The sequence below is a fragment of the Sphingomonas sp. R-74633 genome, assembly GCF_013416555.1.
Classification (GTDB): Bacteria; Pseudomonadota; Alphaproteobacteria; order Sphingomonadales; family Sphingomonadaceae; genus Sphingomonas.
Genome location: NZ_JACCFG010000001.1, coordinates 1,195,717 through 1,213,287 on the forward strand (window position 1 = coordinate 1,195,717; position 17,571 = coordinate 1,213,287).

The following is a 17,571-nucleotide window of genomic DNA, read 5'->3' on the forward strand; positions in this document are numbered from 1 at the left end:
TCTCCGAAACACAGGGGAACACGAACGAAAGTAAGCCCAAATGCGTAAAGCGATCCTGATTCTCGCCGCCACGACTTGCCTCGTCGGCGCGAACACTGCCTTTGCCCAGGAAGCCGACAAGACGCCGGCACAGGCCTTCGCCGGCCCGCGCGCCGAAGTCACCGTCGGCCTCGACCAGAGCGGCGACGATACCTTCTCCGGAACCGAGTTGACCGGCATGCGCGTGGGTGGTGCGGTCGGCTATGACGTGGCCCTCGGCAAGCGCGTCACCCTTGGCGTCGAGGCCGGTATCGGCTGGATGGTCGCCGGTCACGCCAACATCGGCCCCTTCCCGCCCTCTGACCCGCGCACCTACAAGATCAGCGCCGGGCGCGACAGCGATGTCTCCGCACGCATCGGCTATGCACTGAGCCCCAAGACACTGATCTTCGCCAAGGCGGGCTGGGCGGAGCAAAGCTACAGCGCACGCTCCAGCGAGGGCGGAGACTTTGGCGATCGCAAGTCAAACGGGGTGCGCGTGGGCGCCGGCCTCGAGCAGAAGCTCACTTCGAACGTCTATGCCAAGGCCGAGTATCGCTACACGAGCTACAGCGATGTCGGGAATCTCAAGAACGACCGCCACCAATTGCTGACCGGCATCGGGGTGCGCTTCTGACGTCTCTCAGGGGAGCGGCGCTGTTCGCTCCCCTATTGCGTTCCACGCATCGCGATAGCTGATCCCCGGCGAAGGCCGGGGCCCAGTTGCAATGTGGTTCGTGAACTGCGCGCGCCTGACCAGATGCGCCGAGACTGGGCCCCGGCCTTCGCCGGGGATCCGGTTTGCAAGCAACTACGCCAGGCCCTCCGGCGGCACCAGCGCGCCATGCGGGTCGTCCCCCATCGAGGTCCTTACTTCCTCGAGCAGCCAGTCGCGAAAGGCGCGGACCTTGGGCTGGTTGCGCTTGTTCTCGGCATACATCAGCCAGAAGCTGTTCCGGTAATAGGCGGTCTGCGGCAGCACCTGGACAAGCTGTCCCGATTGAACCGAAGGCAGCCACATCGGCAGGCTCAGGATCGAGACGCCGTGCCCCGCAATTGCGGCACTGCCATCGAGAATCTGCGAATCGAAGCGCACGCCGGCGTTCTGATCGGCCGCCGGCGCCTCACCCATCGCGGCGGCGAACCATAGATCCCACCAATCGTCGCGAGAGGATATCCGGGGCAGCGCGAGCAGGTCGGTCGGCGTGCGCACCGGCGGATGCTTTGCCAGCAAGGCCGGGCTGGCGAAGGGGGCAAATGGCATGCGCATCAGGAAATGGCTGACAAGGCCGGGCATCGGTCCGCGCGCGCCGCGCAGCGCGATATCGGCCTCTCCGGCGAGCAGATCGACCATCTCGTCGCCCACCTGCAGCCGCACCGCCAGCTCGGGCCGGGCGAGCTGGAACGAGCCGATCCGCCCGGCCAGCCAATTGGTGGCGAGCGTGCGCGGCGCGGTGATCCGCATCACGCTTTCGGATTCGGCGTGCACCGCGGCAAAGGCATCGCCCATCGTGTCGAACGCGGCGCTGATCTGCGGCGCGATACGCCGGCCGAGATCGGTGAGCGCGATGCCGCGCCCGCTGCGCGCGAACAGTGGCGCGCCCAGCCGCTCCTCGAGCAGCTTCATCTGATAGCTCACCGCAGCCTGGGTCATTCCAAGCTCCTGCGCGGCACGGGTGAAATTGCCGTGGCGGGCGGCGGCTTCGAACACGCGGACAGCGGCGAGAGGCGGAAGGCGGCGCATCGCTTCATATAAGCATGACTTATGAATTCTGGCCAACGATTTGTTGGCCTGAAACGGCTTCCGAGCGCAGATGGAGGGGGTGCCGAGCATGGCGCAGCATCCAAAGGACCAAGCCATGATGAAGACCCTGATCCCCCTCGCCCTGATCCTCGCTCCCGCCGGCGTGCCGCTGGCCGCCCAGGCGCAGCAGACCGAAGCGGGCGTTCGTGTTTCCTATGCCGATCTCGACCTGTCGCGCGCCGCGGACCGCGAGACGCTGGATCGTCGCCTCGACAGGGCGCTCGACACGGTCTGCCCGACCGCACGCGCCGGCTACATCACCCAGTCACCAGACGCGCTGCGCTGCCAGGCCGAAGTCCGTCAGCAGCTCGTCGGGGCACGCCAGCAGGCGCTCGCCCAGCGTGGCGGCGCCATCCGGATCTCCGCCAATCCCTGATTGATCCCTCGGACCGGCGAAGAGGCGGGCGGCCTGCAACGCCGCCCGCCACCCTTTATCCATAAGCGTTGTTGATGCCCGGCGCGCGGTTCCCGAAAAGGGATAGGCGGTGCGATCCAATCGGGTTGGGGCCGTCACAAAATATGGTTACTCCTTGGGCAAGGAACAGGGAGAAACCGATGCGAGTCGTTTGGGCATTGGCGGCGCTTGCGCTGCTCGCAGGGTGTGACGACGTCAGTCGCGGGCCCGCGGATGCCAAGGGCCAGTCCGAGTTCGCCTCGGCTGCCAATGCCGAGGCCTTCGCATCGACCGGCACCGGCTTCGACTATCGCTATGCCTATCGCCTGCCCGGCGCCAAGGTGAAGGGCGTGCTCCAGTCCAACGCCGACGCCTGCGACCGGATCGGTCCGGCGCGCTGCCGCATCCTGGCGATGCGCTACCGCGTGGACGACGGCAACAAGACCCGCGCGGTGCTGACCGTCCGCATCGATCCCTCGATCGCCCGGGCCTTCGGCGACGCCGTGACCCGCAATGTCACCGGATCGGACGGCGTGCTGACCGATACCGAGATCACCGGCGCCGATTCGACCGCCACGGCGCGCAGCGTCGCGGTGATCAAGCGGCTGCAGGACCAGCTGCAGAATGCCCGCTCCAGCGCCACGCCCGACGGCCAGGCGCGCGCGGCTCGCATCCAGAACGCGCTTTCGACGATCGCCGAGGTCGAGGCCAGCCAGGGCCAGACGCTGGCCAATGCGCCGATGCTGTTCACCTATGAATCGAGCAGCGCGCTGACCGGGCTCGGCTCGTCCGAGGCCAATTTCCGCACGGCCGGCGCGACGCTCGAGAATTCGGTCGCCCAGCTCGTCCAAGTGCTCGCCAGCGTCGGGCCGTGGTGCCTGCTGATGCTGCTGGTGGTGTTGCTGCTGCGCTGGATCATCCATGGCCGCGCCGTGGGCCCCGATGTCGAGCCGCGCCGCGACGACGGCTATGACGACATCCATAATGCTGGCCATGACGGGCATGACAGCCGTCCGCGCGGCGACAATCGCAACCTCATCCAGCGCTGGTTCTCGCGCGACGACGAGGAAGAGCACGCGCGTTGAAGTTCAAGCGCGGGCTCCGCGCATTTGAGGACTTGAGCGCAGGCTCCGCGCACGGATCTTTCGGCAAGCGGGGACGGCATCCGCCTCCCCGCTTGCTTTTTGCCTCGATTATGTAATGTTATATCATAATTTGAGGGAGAGATGCCGTGGTGAAACCGAAACGATGGGTGTTGCTGGGCAGCGGCGGCCTTGCGGCGATTGCGGTCGCCGGGGTGTTCGCGATGTTCGTCCAGTCGACGCAGCAAAATTACGTCAAGAAACCCGGGCCGGCGCTCGAGGCCTTCAGCGTGCAGATGCCTCCGCCCCCGCCGCCCGCGCAGGCAATGCGCTCCACCTCGGCGGACGTGACGATGCCGGCGATGACTGCGCCCGCCACCGCGCCCGAGGGCGAAGGCGTACCGGCGACCGAGGCAATCCCGATCAGCGTGCCGCAGGTCGCATACCGCTACATCCTCGGCTATCGCCTGCCCGCCAGCGCGATCGCCGGCGCGCAACAGGCGCATCTCGACCTGTGCAACCGGCTGGGACCGCGTTGCCAGCTGGTCGCGATGCAGCGCGGGAGCAATGACAACGGCGCGAGCCAGGGCGGCCTGAGGTTGCGCGTGGCAACCAGCCTGGCGCAACAGGTGTCGGCGGACTTCACGCGGCTGGCCGGCAAGGCCGGCGGGCGCGCGGTTGATACCCAGATCTCGGCGGAAGACGTCTCGAAGGACCTGGTCGATACCGGCGCGCGCATTCGCCAGCGCGAGATCCTCGTCGCCCGCCTCACCGACATGCTGCGCGGCCGCGCCGGCCGGGTGAGCGAGCTGGTCGAGGCCGAGCGCAGCGTGGCGCAGGCGCAGGAGGAGCTCGACCAGGCCAAGGGCTGGATGGGCGAACTGCAGGGCCGCGTCGCCTATTCGGACTTCACGATCACCTATACACCCGTCACCGCGCCGATCGACGCACCCGTGACGCGCCAGGGCTTTTTCGGGCAGCTGGGCGATGCGATCGCGCAATCGGGCGCGCTGGTCGCCAATATGGGGCGCGGCCTGTTGCTGCTGCTCATCTTCCTCGGCCCCTGGCTGGCGATCCTCGGGCTGTTCGGCTGGTTTGCCCGCCCCGCGATCCGCAAGTGGCGCAGTGCCGGTTTGGCACCCGTTAACGAGGATGCCTGATTGCGCGGGGAACCCCCTTTGGGTATAGCGCGCCTCTCGCCCCGGCAGGCTTACGGATTCCCCGTGCCGCCGGGGCAAGGTTTTTCCAGGGGAAAAGGCACGCGATGGCACGCCGCCGGCAGATCTACGAAGGCAAGGCAAAGATCCTCTACGAGGGTCCGGAGCCCGGTACGCTGATCCAGTATTTCAAGGACGATGCGACTGCCTTCAACGCCCAGAAAAAGGGCACGATCAACGGCAAGGGCGTGCTCAACAACCGGATTTCCGAGCACGTCTTCACGCTGCTCGCCGGCATCGGCATCCCGACCCACTTCATCCGCCGCCTCAACATGCGCGAGCAGTTGATCCGCCAGGTCGAGATCGTCCCGATCGAAGTCGTGGTGCGCAACGTCGTCGCCGGGTCGCTGGCGAAGAAGCTCGGCATCGAGGAAGGCACGCCGCTGCCCCGCACGATCGTCGAATATTATTACAAGGACGACGCGCTCGGCGACCCGATGGTCACCGACGAGCATATCCTGTGCTTCGGCTGGGCGAGCCAGGAAGAGCTGCACGACATGGCCGACATGGCCATCCGCGTGAACGACTTCCTCTCCGGCCTGTTCGCCGGGATCGGCATCCGCCTGGTCGACTTCAAGCTCGAGTTCGGCCGGATCTGGGACAATGATTACGGCCGGATCATCCTTGCCGACGAGATCAGCCCCGACGGCTGCCGCCTGTGGGACATGACCACCGGCGAGAAGCTCGACAAGGACCGTTTCCGGCGCGACCTGGGCGGCGAAGTCGAAGCCTATCAGGAAGTCGCCCGCCGTCTGGGCCTGTTCCCGGAAGGCGAAGCGGATTCGGCGGTGCTCGACATGGAAAGCCACCGGAAGCGCCGGGGCAAGTAAGCCATACCCGTCATCCCGGCGAAAGCCGGGATCTCGTGCGGCTCTTTCCCGGCTATATCGCCTGAGATCCCGGCTTTCGCCGGGATGACGGCTAGATGGGGTTGCAGCCCGGCGCGCTCCGCGCCATAGGCCCTGCCCATGAAGCTCCGCATCATCGTCACCTTGAAGAACGGCGTGCTCGACCCCCAGGGCAAGGCCATCCAGCACGCTTTGGGCGGCCTCGGTTTCGAGGGCGTCGAGGACGTTCGCGCCGGCAAGATCTTCGAGCTCGAGCTCGCCGACGGCACCAGCGACGAGGCCGTCGACGAGATGTGCCGCAAGCTGCTCGCCAACACGGTCATCGAAAACTACCGGGTGGAAACGCTGTGAAGACCGCAGTCATCGTCTTTCCGGGCTCCAACTGCGATCGCGACATCGCAGTCGCGCTGGAGGCGGTGACGGGCGTGAAGCCCGAGATGGTGTGGCACGGCGAGAGCGAACTGCCCGCCGGCCTCGGCCTGATCGCGCTGCCCGGCGGCTTTTCCTATGGCGATTACCTGCGCTGCGGCGCCATTGCCGCGCGCTCGCCGGTGGTGAAGGCCGTGGTGGAGGCAGCCGACAAGGGCATGCCCGTGATCGGCATCTGCAACGGCTTCCAGGTACTCACCGAGACCGGACTGCTGCCCGGCGCGCTGATGCGCAACTCGGGCCTCAACTTCGTGTGCCGTGACGTGCCGCTGACTGTCGACAATTCGCAGTCGATCTTCACCTCGGGCTATCGCTCGGGTGAGCAGATCACCGTGCCGGTGGCGCATCACGACGGCAATTATTTCGCCGATGCCGAGACGCTCGACCGGATCGAGGGCGAAGGCCGCGTCGCGTTCCGCTATGCCGCCGACATCAACGGTTCGGCGCGCAACATCGCCGGCGTGCTCAACAAGGCAGGCAATGTGCTGGGCATGATGCCGCACCCCGAGCGCCGGATCGAAGCCGCGCATGGCGGCACCGACGGCCGCCGGCTGTTCGAGGGCTTGCTCGAGGCCGTCGCCTGAGCCATTCCCGCCCCGGGTAGCAAATCCCGGGGGATAGCATGATCGAAAGCCGGTTGTTCGCGGGCGAGAAGCTGCTGTGGAGCGGCCAGCCCTGGCAGGGCCTGTTCCTGCTGCGGCCGATGGACCTTTTCCTCGTTCCATTCAGCCTGCTCTGGGCCGGCTTCGCGCTGGGCATCCCCGGCACGATCGTCATCGGCGGCGGCCAGATTCCGCCTTTCCCCTTCATCCTCGTCGCGCTGATCTTCCCGATCGTCGGCGTGTACGCGGTAATCGGCCGCTTCCTGGTCGATGCCTGGCTGCGCGGGGCAACCACCTATGCCGTGACCAACCAGCGCGTGCTGATCGAGCGCAGCGGCCTGTTCCGCTCGAACAAGTCGCTCGACATCGACCGGCTGCCCGCGCTCGAATTCAGCGAACGCGCCGACGGATCCGGCACGATCCGCTTCGGGACAATGTCGTGGTTCGTCGGCAACGGCATGGGGATCTGGTCGCCCGCGACCGACCCGGTGCCGCAGTTCCTGCGGATCGAGCATGTCCGCAATGTCTATGAGTTGATCGCGCAACAGCGCCGGCGCGGCTGAGCCTGCACAAACGAAAGGGCGGCCGCGGGAAACCCCGCGACCGCCCTGCCCCGTGACGAAACTTGTTTAGTGCATCGAGCCGAATTCGACGCCCGTCGATGCGGCGAGGCCCGGCGTCGGGTAGGACAAAGGCTTGCGCCCGCCCTCGATCTGGAAGCGCGCGGCCTGCTCGGCGAGCATCGCGACTTCGCCGGTGAGATTGCGTGCGGCGGCCGAGGTTTCCTCGACCATCGCGGCATTCTGCTGGGTCGAAACGTCCATCGTGCCGATCGCGGTGCTGATCTCGCTGATCGCAGTCGACTGGGCCTGGTTGTCGGCGGCCATCTGGTTGAGCAGTTCGTGGACGCCGTTCACGTCTCCCGAGATATTCTCGAGCGCGCCATCGACCTTCTCGACCATCTCCACCGCGGCAACGATGTCGACCTGGGTGGCGGTAAGCTGTTCGCGCGCGCGGCCGGCTTCTTCCTCGGCGCGCATCGCAAGTGCGGAGACGAGATCGGCGACGACCGCAAAGCCCCTGCCCGCCTCACCGGCGCGACCGGCTTCGACGGCGGCATTCATTGCGAGAACGCGGGTCTGGAAGGCGATCTTGTCGAGACCCTCGATGACCGAATCGATACCCTTGGCGCTGTCATTGACACGCTTCATCGCCTGCACCGCCTGATCGACGACTTCGCGGCCGCCGGCGACCGTCGCCGTGGCACCGTCAGCACGCGCCACGGTGCGGCTGGCGGCTTCGGCGGTGGCCTTGAGGCGCTGGTCCATCTGGGTGATCGCTGCCGAGGTCTGCTCGAGGCTGGCGGCATTGGCTTCGGTGCGGCGCGCCAGATTCTCGGAAGCCTGGGCGATCTCGCCCGAGCCGGTGCGGATCGCGATCGTGCTCTCGGTGACCGAGCCCAGCAGGTTGCGCAGCGAGGAGAGCGCTTCGTTGAAATTGCCGCGAAGGCCGGCATAGACCGCCGGATATTCCTCGGTAATGTCTGCGGTAAGATCGCCCTCTGCCAGCCGGCGGAGGTTGCCGGTCATGCCGCGCACGATCTCGCCGTGACGTTCGGATTCGGCATTGGCCGTGATCTGCGCCGCCGCGGTGTCGCGGAACGCGAACATCGCCTTGGTCAGGCGGCCGACGCAGTCGCGATATTCGGTGAACTGGATCGGGCTGGCGAGATCGCCTGCAGCCAGTGCCTCCATGCGCAGCACCGTGGTGACATAAGGCGTGGCGATCGCGCTGCGATACCAGGTGCCGAGGCCCGCCGCTGTCAGCGTAGCGCCCAAGCCGATAATCAGGGCGAGCTTGGGAAGCAGCAGCAGCGCGAGCGGCGAAATGCCGGCAAGCACCGTCATCGAGCCAAAGGCTACGAACAGCTTCTGGCGAATGGGCGCGTTGGCGGTGAACCAGTGCATGGGCGGTCCTCAGGAGGAAGCAACAAGATGGTTGCCACTTCCTCCACTATAGAGGCTTCCGTAGGGGAAGGTGCCGATGCACCAAATATAGTTTTAGATTAGCGCAAGTTAGTTTGCGCAATTACGTAAATTACGCAAATGCTGTATTGTTACGTTCGCGCCTCGACCCATTCCAGAATGTCGCCCATCACGCTTTCCTTACCCAGATCGGCGAGCAGGTCGTGATAATGGCCCTGATAGATCTTGATGGTCTTGTCGCTAGATCCGGTAGTCTCATAGAAGAACTCGCTGCCGTGGCACACAGTCGCGTGATCCTCAGTTCCATGCAGGATCAGTACCGGGATAGTGATCGTGGGAAACTCTTCGCGCAGCCGCTCATCGGCGCGCACCAAAGCAGCGACCGTAGCCGCGGGCTGGGTCTCGTCTTTGATATAGGGATCGGCGTTCAGCGCGGCGACCACGTCCGGATCGCGGGAGAAATCCTCGTTCTTCAGTTTGAGCACGCCGAGATGCGGCGCGATGTGGCTCAGCCCCTTGATCGCAGCGAGCGCGAAGCCGGGCGCCGGCACCTGGAACGCGAAGCTTTCGCAGATGAAGCCGGCCAGTTCAGCCTGGTTGTCCAGCACATAGGAGGCGCCGGTGACGCCGCCGGCGCTGTGACCGAGCAGGAAGGCCTTGAGGCCCGGATGACGCGACTTGGCGATCGCCACCGCGCCGCCGAGATCATCGGTATATTCGGAGACATGCTCGACATAGAAGCGCTCGCCTTCGGAGCGCCCGCGCCCGCGCAGATCGGCGGCATAGACGGCATAGCCCTTTTCAACCAGCCGCTCGGCGACCCATTGATACTGGCCGCTATGCGAATTGAAGCCGTGGCAGATCACCACCACCGCGCGCGGCGCGCCATCAGGCAACCAGGAGCGCAGAAAGATATTGGAGTGCGCGCTACTGCCGAAAGTCTCTTCCGTCGCTGTCATCTGCCTGCCCTCTTGCCCTGGAATTCGCGCGGAGGATGACAAAGCCGGCAGCGCCCGTCTGCCTACTCCTTCGGGTATTCGCAGCTATTGGGCGCCGGTTTCGCGCGCCTTGCCGAACAGCGATGTAGTGCGGGCAAGGATCAGCAGCGCGCTGGGCCAGAACAAGGTGTTCCAGATATCGTGCCAATTGCCCCAGGGATCGATGCGCGTGTGATAGACCAGGCTGTCGCGCAGGTCCCAGGCCTCGCCGAGAAGCGCCGCCGCGGCAGCCACCGCCCAGGGCTTCCAGCTCCGGAGCGGCCATCGGAAGGCGAGCGCGGTGCTGAGGAACAGAGTGAGCCCGACATAGATGTGGAGCGCATCCTTGGCGAGAGCGAGATGCTGCACCAGCCAGAATTTGACCGCCTGAAGCGGGCTCATCCCCGGTTACACGCGGGTGGCGAAGGGGGTGAAATCGGTGTCGGTGTCGAATACGTCGACGCCCTCGCGGCGCTTGAGGAAGCCGACGACGAGATAAGTGACGGGCGTGAGGATCACTTCCCAGGCCACTTTGAGCGCCCATTGGGTGAAGAGCACCTGGATGACGAGCTCGGTGGTCCAGCCCACCGCGCCCAGGAAGGCGAGCGGGTAGAAGATCAGGCTGTCCACGCCCTCGCCCGCGATCGTCGAGCCGATCGTGCGGCTCCACAGCATCTTGCCGCCGGTCCAGATCTTCATCCGCGCGAGGACATAGCTGTTGACGAACTCGCCCGCCCAGAAGGCGCAGACCGAGGCGAGCACGATGCGCGGCACCTGGCCGAAGATCGTATCGTACGCGGCCTGGTTGCCCCAGCTCGGCGCGGGCGGCAGCGCCACGACCACCCAGGCCATGAACGCCATGAACAGCACCGCGCCGGTGCCCGCCCAGATCACCCGGCGGGCGCGGGCATAGCCATAGACTTCGGTCAGCACGTCGCCGATGACATAGGAGACGGGGAAGAAGAGGATGCCGGCGCCGAACGGCCAATAGCCGATGTAGAAGGGTAGCCAGATCTGCGAGACCTTGCCCGCGCCCAGCACGTTCGACAGCAGGATGATCGCGACGAACGCGGCCATCACGAAGTCGTAATAGCGGAAATGTCCGCCGGCGATCGTATTGGCGGCCACGCGGGCCGGCCGGTTATCCCCCTCGCTCATCGAGGAATTATGATCCCGGTTCCGCTGCCGCGCAATCCACGCTAGGGGCGATTCTGCGCGCGCCCGTAGCTCAGTTGGATAGAGCACGTGCCTTCTAAGCTCGTGGTCGCTGGTTCGAATCCAGCCGGGCGCGCCAATCCCCGACAGAAGCGCGGGTTTATCCCGATTGTGGCCTCAGGCCCTGCGGCGGGAAAAAGCCCCATGCACTTGCGCCCCATCCTCCCCGCCGATCTGGGCCAGAAGCGGACGATCATGGCGGCGGACCGCACGCTGATGGCGTGGGTCCGCACCTCGCTCTCGATGCTGAGCTTCGGCTTCACGATCTACAAATTCCTGGATGCGCTTGCCGATAATCATCAGATCGCCAATTCGAGCAGCCCGCGCCACATCGGCATGTTCCTGGTCGGGATGGGAACGCTGACCATGGTGATGGGAACGATCAGCTACTGGGTAACGCTCAGGGATCTGGAGCGCATCGAGCCGTTCAGGCTCGGCCGACCGGTGCTGTTCATCGCGCTGGTCATGGCCGTCGCGGGATCGGGGCTTTTCCTGACGATCACCACCCGGCTGGTCTGAACGCAAAACGGGCGTCCCAGCTGCCAGGACGCCCGTCAGGCACCAACTCGGGCGTCGAATCCAAGCGGCACAGGGATTGTGCCGGCGCAACAGTCGGGTTCAGGCCGCGCCGGCACGCGGCGATCTGCGCCGGGCGAGTGCCTGGAAACGAGCATCGTGCGATGGAAGCCGAGGATCGGGCGACGAAGGCCGCCCCCGGCGGCGCGGCTTACTTCTTGCCGCCGCGCCAATAGAGCAGGCCGGCGACGATCGCTGCCGAGCCGATGCCGATCGCAGCGCCCATGCCGATCTGCTTGGCATCGGGCTTCCAGCGCTTCGTGGCCTCGACGATATCCTTGACCGCCTGCAGCGCCTCGCTCCCCTGACCATGGTCGTGGGGCGGTTCCTCGATCGGATAGGGCGACTGGGCTTCCTGCGGCTTGGGCGGGGTCTTGCTCATGATCTTCCTTATATTGGTGCAAGCCTGAACGTCAGGCTAATGCGGCGGTTGCACCCAAAGATGCAAGCCGTCACAAGCCGGGGATGAACCCGCTTTACGCTCAAATGGGCACCACCATCTTCGAAGCGATGTCCGCACGGGCGCGCGAGACCGGGGCGATCAACCTGGGCCAAGGCTTTGCCGACGGGCGCGGGCCCGAGGCGGTGCTCGAAGCGGCGGCGAAGGCGGTTCTGGAGAAGTCGAACCAATATCCGCCGATGATCGGCCTGCCCGAGCTGCGCGGCGCGGTGGCGGACCATTATGCGCGGCACCAGGGGCTAAACCTCGCCGCCGAGGAAGTCGTGGTAACCTCGGGCGCGACCGAGGCGCTGGCGGCGGCGATCTTCGCCTGCGTCTCGCCCGGCGACGAAGTGATCTGCTTCCAGCCGCTCTATGACGCCTATGTGCCGCTGATCAAGCAGGCCGGCGGCGTGCCCAAGTTCGTGCGGCTGAGCCCGCCCGAGTGGAAGATCGACAAGGCGGCACTCGAAGCGGCGGTGTCGAGCAAGACGCGCGTGCTGCTGCTCAACAATCCGCTCAACCCCGCCGCGACGATGTGCGGCGCCGACGAGCTGGCGATGCTGGCGGACTTCTGTGTCAGCCATGACCTGATCGCGATCTGCGACGAGGTCTGGGAGCATGTCACCTTCGACGGCGCCCGCCATCTGCCGCTGATCGGCTTCCCGGGCATGCGCGAGCGGACGGTGAAGATCGGATCGGCGGGCAAGATCTTCGCGCTGACCGGCTTCAAGGTCGGCTGGATCTGCGCTGCCCCTGCCCTCGCCCGTGTGATCTCCAAGGCGCACCAGTTCCTCACCTTCACCACCCCGCCCAATCTGCAATGGGCAGTGGCAGAGGGCTTGGCGATGCAGGATGGCTGGGTGCAGGACTCGCGGCACCGCTTCCAGGCCGGGCGCGACCGGCTGCGCGCAGGGCTTGAGGGTGCCGGCTTCGCGGTGCTGCCGAGCGCGGCGACTTATTTCCTGTCGGTGGATCTTACCGCATCGGGCATCGGCCTTGATGACGTGACATTCGCCAACAGGCTGATCGACGAGGCGGGCGTCGCCTCGATCCCGGTCTCGGCCTTTTATGCCGAGGACGCGGTGACCAATGTGCTGCGCTTCTGCTTCGTCAAGGAAGACGCGACGCTCGACGCCGCGATTGCCCGTATCGCCGAGGCGCGAGACCGGCTGGCCGGCTGATCCGGCGCTCCGGGCGCGATCGTCTTCCTTCGCTTCGTCGGCATCCGCGACCGCTTCACCGTGGCGGAGGCAACTCGTCGCATTTGCGGCACGTTCGCCGGCCGCGGGATCAGAAGATCTACTGGAGTAGTACCCATGCGTAACATGAAGTTCCTGATGCGCGGCGCCGCGGTTGCCGCCATTCTCATCGCGACGCCGTCGCTTGCCCAGAGCCGTATCGACCGGGCACGCACCGCCGTCGCCGAAGCCACTGCCAAGGTCGACGCCGCGCAGACCGCGGGCGCCGAGAAGTTCGCGCCGGAAGCCTATGCGCGCGCGGCTGAGTCGCTGCGTACCGCCAAGGACCAGCTGGCACGCGACCATCGCGATTCGACCATCAACGAAGCGCGTCGCGCCTCGGGCCTGGCCGACCAGGCTCTAGCCGAAGCCGAGAGCCACAAGCAGAACGCCATGGCCGCCGAACGCGATGCGCGCCGTGACGCCCAAGCCACTGCTGCGGCGGAGGCGAGCGAGAAGGCCGCTGCGCAGGATGCCGCGCTGAACGCGCAGACTGATGCGCAGGCGGCAAATGCCCGCGCCGATGCGGCGGCGATGGCGGCGAACTCGGCAGCGGCCGATGCGGCGGCGGCGCGTGCCGCGGCAGCCCAGCCGGTCGCGACCACGATCGAGACCACCACGACCCAGCCGGCCGCGACGCGTACCTATTCGTCGACGCGCAAGACCACCACGGTGAAGAAGGCGGCGCCTGCGAAGAAGACCACCACGACCGTGGTCAAGCCGACGGCGTCGACCACGACCAAGACGACCGTGACGACCGCGCCGCAATAAGCCGACGTTTCCACTTTCAGTCTTCCTCGTCCGGGAACTCCACATTCCCGGGCGATGAGGCTGTTCAGATCCTGTCCAGCACCCCACGCTCGGTGATGTAACCCGTCACCAGGCGTGCGGGAGTCACATCAAATGCTGGATTGGCGGCGGGGGAATCGGTTACCCGGACAGTGCTGATTTCCCCGCTTGCGGAGGGCCCGGTCAAGCGGGTCAGCTCGTCGGCGCTGCGTTCCTCGATCGGGATGTCGGCGCCGCTTTCGGTATTGGGGTCGAAGGTCGTGTAGGGCAGCGCGACATAGAAGGGCACGGCGTTGTCCGCTGCCGCGAGTGCCTTCAGATAAGTGCCGATCTTGTTGCAGACGTCGCCGTTGCGCGTGACGCGATCGGTGCCGACGACGACGGCATCCACCTGCCCCTTCATCATCAGCAGCCCGCCGGCATTGTCGGAGATCACGGTGTGCGGAACGCCGTGGTTGCGCAGCTCGAACGCAGTGAGCAGCGCGCCCTGGTTGCGCGGCCGCGTCTCGTCGACCCAGACATGGACCGGGATGCCCGCATCATGCGCAAGATAGATCGGCGCGGTGGCAGTGCCGTAATCGACCGTCGCCAGCCAGCCGGCGTTGCAATGCGTCAGGATGTTGAGCGGGCGATCGGGGTTCTTCGCGTGAAGCTCGCGGAACAGCTCGAGGCCATGTTCGCCGATCGAGCGGCAGAGTTCGGCGTCCTCGTCGCAAATCTCGTCGGCGCGGGTGAAGGCGGCCTCGGCGCGCTCGGCCTCGGGGAGATCAGCGACTGCGGCGCGGACGGCGTCGAGTGCCCAGCGCAGGTTGATCGCAGTCGGGCGGGTCTCGTGGAGCGTGGCGTAGGCGGCGTCGAGGTTGGCATCGCTGGGATCCACCGCGAGCGCCATCGCATAGCCATAGGCGGCCGTCGCGCCGATCATCGGGGCACCGCGCGTCCACATCTCGCGGATCGCCACGGCAGCGGCATCGACGTCGCGCAGTTCGACCCACTTCACTTCCCAGGGCAGCTTGCGCTGGTCGAGGATGACGATGCCCTTGCCGTCTTCGGTGCGGCGGATCGAGCGCGTGGGCTGGCCTTCGAGGATCATGGAAGCACTTCCGCGAGAGAATGGATGTCGGCCGCCGCATCGTCGCGCGCGATCAGCAGGGCCTGGAGGCCCGCTTCGCGCGCGGCATCGACTTCGGCGGGCATATCGGAGACGAAGAGCAGGTCCGAGGGCGCAAGATCGAGGGCGTCGACGATCTTCGTGTAGGAGTCGCTGTCGCGCTTGGGGCCGGTGGTGGTGTCGAAATAGCCGCTGAGCAACGGCGTCAGGTCGCCGGCGATCGAGTGGCCAAAGATCAGCTTCTGCGCGGCGATCGAGCCCGAGGAATAGATGTTCACCTTGAGGCCCGCGCCTGTCCAGCGGCGCAGCGCATCAGGCGTGTCGGGATAGACATGGCCCTTGAGCTCGCCATCGGCATAGCCCTGCGCCCAGATCAGCCCCTGGAGCGTCTTGAGCGGGGTCTCCTTGCGGTCCTCATCGATCCACTGGATCAGCGTGGCGACCGGGTCGTCGCCCCCCACTTGGGCAAGGATCGGCGCGGCGGCCTCGGGATTGGCCGCAACGAATTCCGCCAGATGCTTGCGCGCATAAGGAAAAAGCTCGTCGGCGACGAAGCTGATGCTGCTGGTCGTGCCTTCGATGTCGAGGAGGATGGCTTTGGGGGCGTGGTGTTTGGTCATTCAACTCTCGTCATCCCGGCGAAAGCCGGGATCTCAGGCGAAGGCGCGATATGGCACGAGATCCCGGCTTTCGCCGGGATGACGGCTAAACCTCGAGCGGCTCATGCCGCGGGAAGCGCTCGGCGATCGTGTCACCGGTGAAGTTGGCGACCCAACCATCGGCATTGGTGAACAGGCGGATCGCAGTGAAGCGCGGGCTCGGGCCCATGTCGAACCAGTGGCGGGTGCCGGCGGGGACCGAGATCAGGTCGCCCTCCTCGCAAAGGACCGCGTAGATCTTCTCGCCCTCGCGCAGGGTGAACAGCCCCTCGCCTTCGACGAAGAAGCGGACCTCGTCCTCCGAATGGCGGTGCTCGGAGAGGAACTTGGTGCGCAGATTGGCCTTTTCGGGATGGTCGGGAACCATGCGGATCACATCGACCGACTGATAGCCATTCTCTGCCTTCAATCGCTCGACCTCGGGGGCGAAGGCCTGGAGGACCTCGTCCTGCCCGGCATCGTCGGCGAGCGGGCGCGACGGCCATTGCTCGAAGCGGACGCCGATCGGCTTGAGCGCCGCGGCGATGGCACCGGCATCGCGCGTGTCGGTGAGCGGCGCGCCGCCCGCTTCGTCGAAGATGCGGAGATGGGTCATCGTTTCCACGCCCTTTCGGCCAGCTCGGCGGCAATCAGCCATTCGGTGCCCTCGAGCACGCGCTCGGCCTCGGCCAGATCCTTGCCCCAGGCATAGAGCCCATGGCTGCGGATAAGATAGGTCGGGGCCGCGTTCGGCGCCAGCAGCGCGGGGCGGATCGCTTCCTCGATCACCGCCATGTCCTGGCTGTTGTCGACGATCGGCAGGCGGATCTCGGCCTCATGGGTGGTGTTGCCCGGAAAGACCTTGAGCATCTCATGCCCGGCGAAGACCCATTCATTCGCTTCGGTGGCGCGGCTCATGCCGACGGCCTCCGGCGAATGGCCGTGCAGGACGGCGCCGACATTGGGGAACAGGCGGTAGATCGCGAGATGCAGGTCGGTCTCCGCCGAGGGCTTGCCGGGAGTGAGCCCCTTCCCTTCCAGGTCGACGCGCATGATCCCATCGGGCGTCAGGCGGCCCTTGTGCCAGCCGGACACGGTGACCGCGATGCTGCCGTCGTCGAGGCGGACGGAGTAGTTGCCGGCCGTGGCGGGCGCCCAGCCGCGCGCGTCGAGCCGGCGGCCGACCTCGACCAGTGCATTGGCTGCGTCTTCGAAGGACATCGTCATGCGCCCGGCCTTAGCCGATCCAAAGCGACGGGCGCATTACAGAATTTATTTCGAGCCGCGACGCCCGATCGGCTGGACGATCTCGCGGGCCGGGCCGGTCACATAGGTGGCGGGTCCGATCTCGGGGCGCGGGGCGTTGCCGGGCATCGTCACCATGTTGAACGCCTCTCCGCCCAGATTGCGGGCATCGGCCATCAATAGCGGCGTCGAGGGGCCGGAGCGCTCGGGGTTCACCACCGGCTCGTCAGTGACCATCACGTCGCCGCCCAGCTCGGTCAGCGTGTAGAGCTGCTTGGCGAAGGCGGCCGGGAAGCGGATGCAGCCATGCGAGGCCGGATAGCCCGGCAGGCGGCCGGCATGGAGCGCGATCCCGTCCCAGGTCAGCCGTTGCATGTAGGGCATCGGCGCGTTCGAATAGAGATTGGAGCGGTGGAACACCTTCTTCTGGAGAATGGTGAAGGCGCCCACCGGCGTCTCATGCCCGTCCGAGCCGGTCGAGACGGTGCTCGCCCCGACGAGGTGCCCGCCGCGATAGACATAGGCGCGCTGGTCCGGGATGCTGACCACGATCGAGACCGGATCCCATTCGCTGGTGCTCGCCTTGATCAGCTGCGGCTCCTCGTACCACGCCCATTGTCCGTTGCGCAGCGCGTCGGGGCCGACCTGCATCCTGTCCGATGCGGCGACCTGTGCGGCGGCGGGAGTGATGGGAAGAATCGTGGCCAAGGCCAGGAGAAGGACGGCAAAGGTGCCGGAACGCATCAAACAGCTCTCCGAATCTCGAGCCAGGACGGCTCAGGGCGATTCCTTAACGAAATTAACCTAATTTCGTGCCGCTGCCGAATCGGAGATAATTCGGGTGCGCAAAACGCTGGCAACGTTGCGGATTTCGCCCTGACTTCGGCGAACCGGGCAATCGTTGCGGCGAGTCGCGCAACTTGGGACAGTTGTTAAGCAACGCGCTCACCATCTGTCTGAT

General features: G+C 66.0%; 22 protein-coding genes and 1 tRNA gene. 12 read left to right on the forward strand and 11 right to left on the reverse strand.

Annotated features, from left to right (window positions below; genetic code table 11):
- Window positions 1-40: 40 nt before the first annotated feature.
- Window positions 41-655 carry an outer membrane protein gene (locus HZY97_RS05745; protein WP_180141424.1) on the forward strand — a complete coding sequence of 205 codons (615 nt, stop codon included), beginning with the start codon at window positions 41-43 and terminating at the stop codon, window positions 653-655.
- A gap of 174 nt (window positions 656-829) precedes the next feature.
- Here HZY97_RS05745 and HZY97_RS05750 read toward each other — a convergent pair whose 3' ends face one another.
- A complete protein-coding gene (locus HZY97_RS05750; protein ID WP_180141426.1) occupies window positions 830-1,762 on the reverse strand; it encodes a LysR substrate-binding domain-containing protein in 933 nt (310 codons plus the stop codon).
- Between the two features lie 115 nt (window positions 1,763-1,877).
- Between HZY97_RS05750 and HZY97_RS05755 the strand changes: the two genes are divergently transcribed.
- The 7 genes from HZY97_RS05755 to HZY97_RS05785 all read left to right on the forward strand — a co-directional run bounded on the left by HZY97_RS05755 (window position 1,878) and on the right by HZY97_RS05785 (window position 6,957).
- Window positions 1,878-2,198 carry a UrcA family protein gene (locus tag HZY97_RS05755; RefSeq protein ID WP_180141428.1) on the forward strand — a complete coding sequence of 107 codons (321 nt, stop codon included), beginning with the start codon at window positions 1,878-1,880 and terminating at the stop codon, window positions 2,196-2,198.
- 179 nt (window positions 2,199-2,377) lie between these two features.
- Complete coding sequence (locus HZY97_RS05760; RefSeq protein WP_180141430.1) at window positions 2,378-3,301, forward strand: hypothetical protein; 924 nt, start codon at window positions 2,378-2,380, stop codon at window positions 3,299-3,301.
- A gap of 149 nt (window positions 3,302-3,450) precedes the next feature.
- The gene (locus HZY97_RS05765) at window positions 3,451-4,458 is read left to right on the forward strand and encodes a DUF4349 domain-containing protein (protein ID WP_180141432.1); all 1,008 of its coding nucleotides are present in this window, start codon (window positions 3,451-3,453) and stop codon (window positions 4,456-4,458) included.
- A 104-nt stretch (window positions 4,459-4,562) separates the two neighbouring features.
- Window positions 4,563-5,345, forward strand: a complete 783-nt coding sequence (gene purC / locus HZY97_RS05770) for a phosphoribosylaminoimidazolesuccinocarboxamide synthase (protein WP_180141433.1) — start codon at window positions 4,563-4,565, stop codon at window positions 5,343-5,345.
- 138 nt (window positions 5,346-5,483) lie between these two features.
- Entirely contained in the window at window positions 5,484-5,714 is a 231-nt protein-coding gene (purS, locus tag HZY97_RS05775) for a phosphoribosylformylglycinamidine synthase subunit PurS (protein ID WP_180141435.1), read from the forward strand.
- Window positions 5,711-6,376 (forward strand): phosphoribosylformylglycinamidine synthase subunit PurQ, encoded by a 666-nt coding sequence (purQ, locus tag HZY97_RS05780; RefSeq protein WP_180141437.1) that lies wholly within the window; start codon window positions 5,711-5,713, stop codon window positions 6,374-6,376. Before purS ends, purQ begins: the two co-directional genes overlap by 4 nt.
- 38 nt (window positions 6,377-6,414) lie before the next feature.
- Window positions 6,415-6,957 (forward strand): PH domain-containing protein, encoded by a 543-nt coding sequence (locus tag HZY97_RS05785; protein WP_180141439.1) that lies wholly within the window; start codon window positions 6,415-6,417, stop codon window positions 6,955-6,957.
- A gap of 66 nt (window positions 6,958-7,023) precedes the next feature.
- Here HZY97_RS05785 and HZY97_RS05790 read toward each other — a convergent pair whose 3' ends face one another.
- From HZY97_RS05790 to HZY97_RS05805, 4 genes are all read right to left on the reverse strand, one after another.
- Window positions 7,024-8,361, reverse strand: coding sequence for a methyl-accepting chemotaxis protein (locus tag HZY97_RS05790; RefSeq protein ID WP_180141441.1), 1,338 nt, complete (start codon window positions 8,359-8,361; stop codon window positions 7,024-7,026).
- A gap of 149 nt (window positions 8,362-8,510) precedes the next feature.
- On the reverse strand, window positions 8,511-9,338 hold the full coding sequence (locus HZY97_RS05795) for an alpha/beta hydrolase (RefSeq protein WP_180141443.1): 828 nt from the start codon (window positions 9,336-9,338) through the stop codon (window positions 8,511-8,513).
- 84 nt (window positions 9,339-9,422) lie between these two features.
- A complete protein-coding gene (locus HZY97_RS05800; RefSeq protein WP_180141445.1) occupies window positions 9,423-9,758 on the reverse strand; it encodes a hypothetical protein in 336 nt (111 codons plus the stop codon).
- Window positions 9,759-9,764: 6 nt separating this feature from the next.
- Window positions 9,765-10,514 carry a queuosine precursor transporter gene (locus HZY97_RS05805; RefSeq protein WP_180141447.1) on the reverse strand — a complete coding sequence of 250 codons (750 nt, stop codon included), beginning with the start codon at window positions 10,512-10,514 and terminating at the stop codon, window positions 9,765-9,767.
- A 59-nt stretch (window positions 10,515-10,573) separates the two neighbouring features.
- Here HZY97_RS05805 and HZY97_RS05810 point away from each other — a divergent pair.
- Both HZY97_RS05810 and HZY97_RS05815 read left to right on the forward strand, forming a co-directional pair.
- A tRNA-Arg gene (locus HZY97_RS05810) sits at window positions 10,574-10,650 on the forward strand.
- 65 nt (window positions 10,651-10,715) lie between these two features.
- Window positions 10,716-11,090: a YidH family protein gene (locus HZY97_RS05815; protein WP_180141449.1), complete on the forward strand. Its 375-nt coding sequence runs from the start codon at window positions 10,716-10,718 to the stop codon at window positions 11,088-11,090.
- A gap of 208 nt (window positions 11,091-11,298) precedes the next feature.
- On the opposite strand, the gene HZY97_RS05820 is transcribed toward HZY97_RS05815, so the two are convergent.
- Window positions 11,299-11,529 carry a hypothetical protein gene (locus tag HZY97_RS05820; protein WP_180141451.1) on the reverse strand — a complete coding sequence of 77 codons (231 nt, stop codon included), beginning with the start codon at window positions 11,527-11,529 and terminating at the stop codon, window positions 11,299-11,301.
- 83 nt (window positions 11,530-11,612) lie between these two features.
- Between HZY97_RS05820 and HZY97_RS05825 the strand changes: the two genes are divergently transcribed.
- Entirely contained in the window at window positions 11,613-12,770 is a 1,158-nt protein-coding gene (locus HZY97_RS05825; RefSeq protein WP_180141453.1) for an aminotransferase, read from the forward strand.
- 135 nt (window positions 12,771-12,905) lie between these two features.
- Window positions 12,906-13,598 carry a hypothetical protein gene (locus HZY97_RS05830; RefSeq protein ID WP_257214882.1) on the forward strand — a complete coding sequence of 231 codons (693 nt, stop codon included), beginning with the start codon at window positions 12,906-12,908 and terminating at the stop codon, window positions 13,596-13,598.
- Between the two features lie 64 nt (window positions 13,599-13,662).
- On the opposite strand, the gene mtnA is transcribed toward HZY97_RS05830, so the two are convergent.
- From mtnA to HZY97_RS05855, 5 genes are all read right to left on the reverse strand, one after another.
- Window positions 13,663-14,709 carry an S-methyl-5-thioribose-1-phosphate isomerase gene (mtnA, locus tag HZY97_RS05835; protein WP_180141455.1) on the reverse strand — a complete coding sequence of 349 codons (1,047 nt, stop codon included), beginning with the start codon at window positions 14,707-14,709 and terminating at the stop codon, window positions 13,663-13,665.
- Entirely contained in the window at window positions 14,706-15,347 is a 642-nt protein-coding gene (gene mtnC, locus HZY97_RS05840) for an acireductone synthase (protein WP_180141457.1), read from the reverse strand. The genes mtnA and mtnC overlap by 4 nt, the downstream gene beginning before the upstream one ends.
- Window positions 15,348-15,432: 85 nt before the next feature.
- Window positions 15,433-15,981 carry an acireductone dioxygenase gene (locus HZY97_RS05845; protein ID WP_180141458.1) on the reverse strand — a complete coding sequence of 183 codons (549 nt, stop codon included), beginning with the start codon at window positions 15,979-15,981 and terminating at the stop codon, window positions 15,433-15,435.
- A complete protein-coding gene (locus HZY97_RS05850; protein ID WP_180141460.1) occupies window positions 15,978-16,592 on the reverse strand; it encodes a methylthioribulose 1-phosphate dehydratase in 615 nt (204 codons plus the stop codon). The genes HZY97_RS05845 and HZY97_RS05850 overlap by 4 nt, the downstream gene beginning before the upstream one ends.
- A 45-nt stretch (window positions 16,593-16,637) precedes the next feature.
- On the reverse strand, window positions 16,638-17,318 hold the full coding sequence (locus HZY97_RS05855; RefSeq protein ID WP_373684300.1) for a L,D-transpeptidase family protein: 681 nt from the start codon (window positions 17,316-17,318) through the stop codon (window positions 16,638-16,640).
- Between the last annotated feature and the right edge of the window lie 253 nt (window positions 17,319-17,571).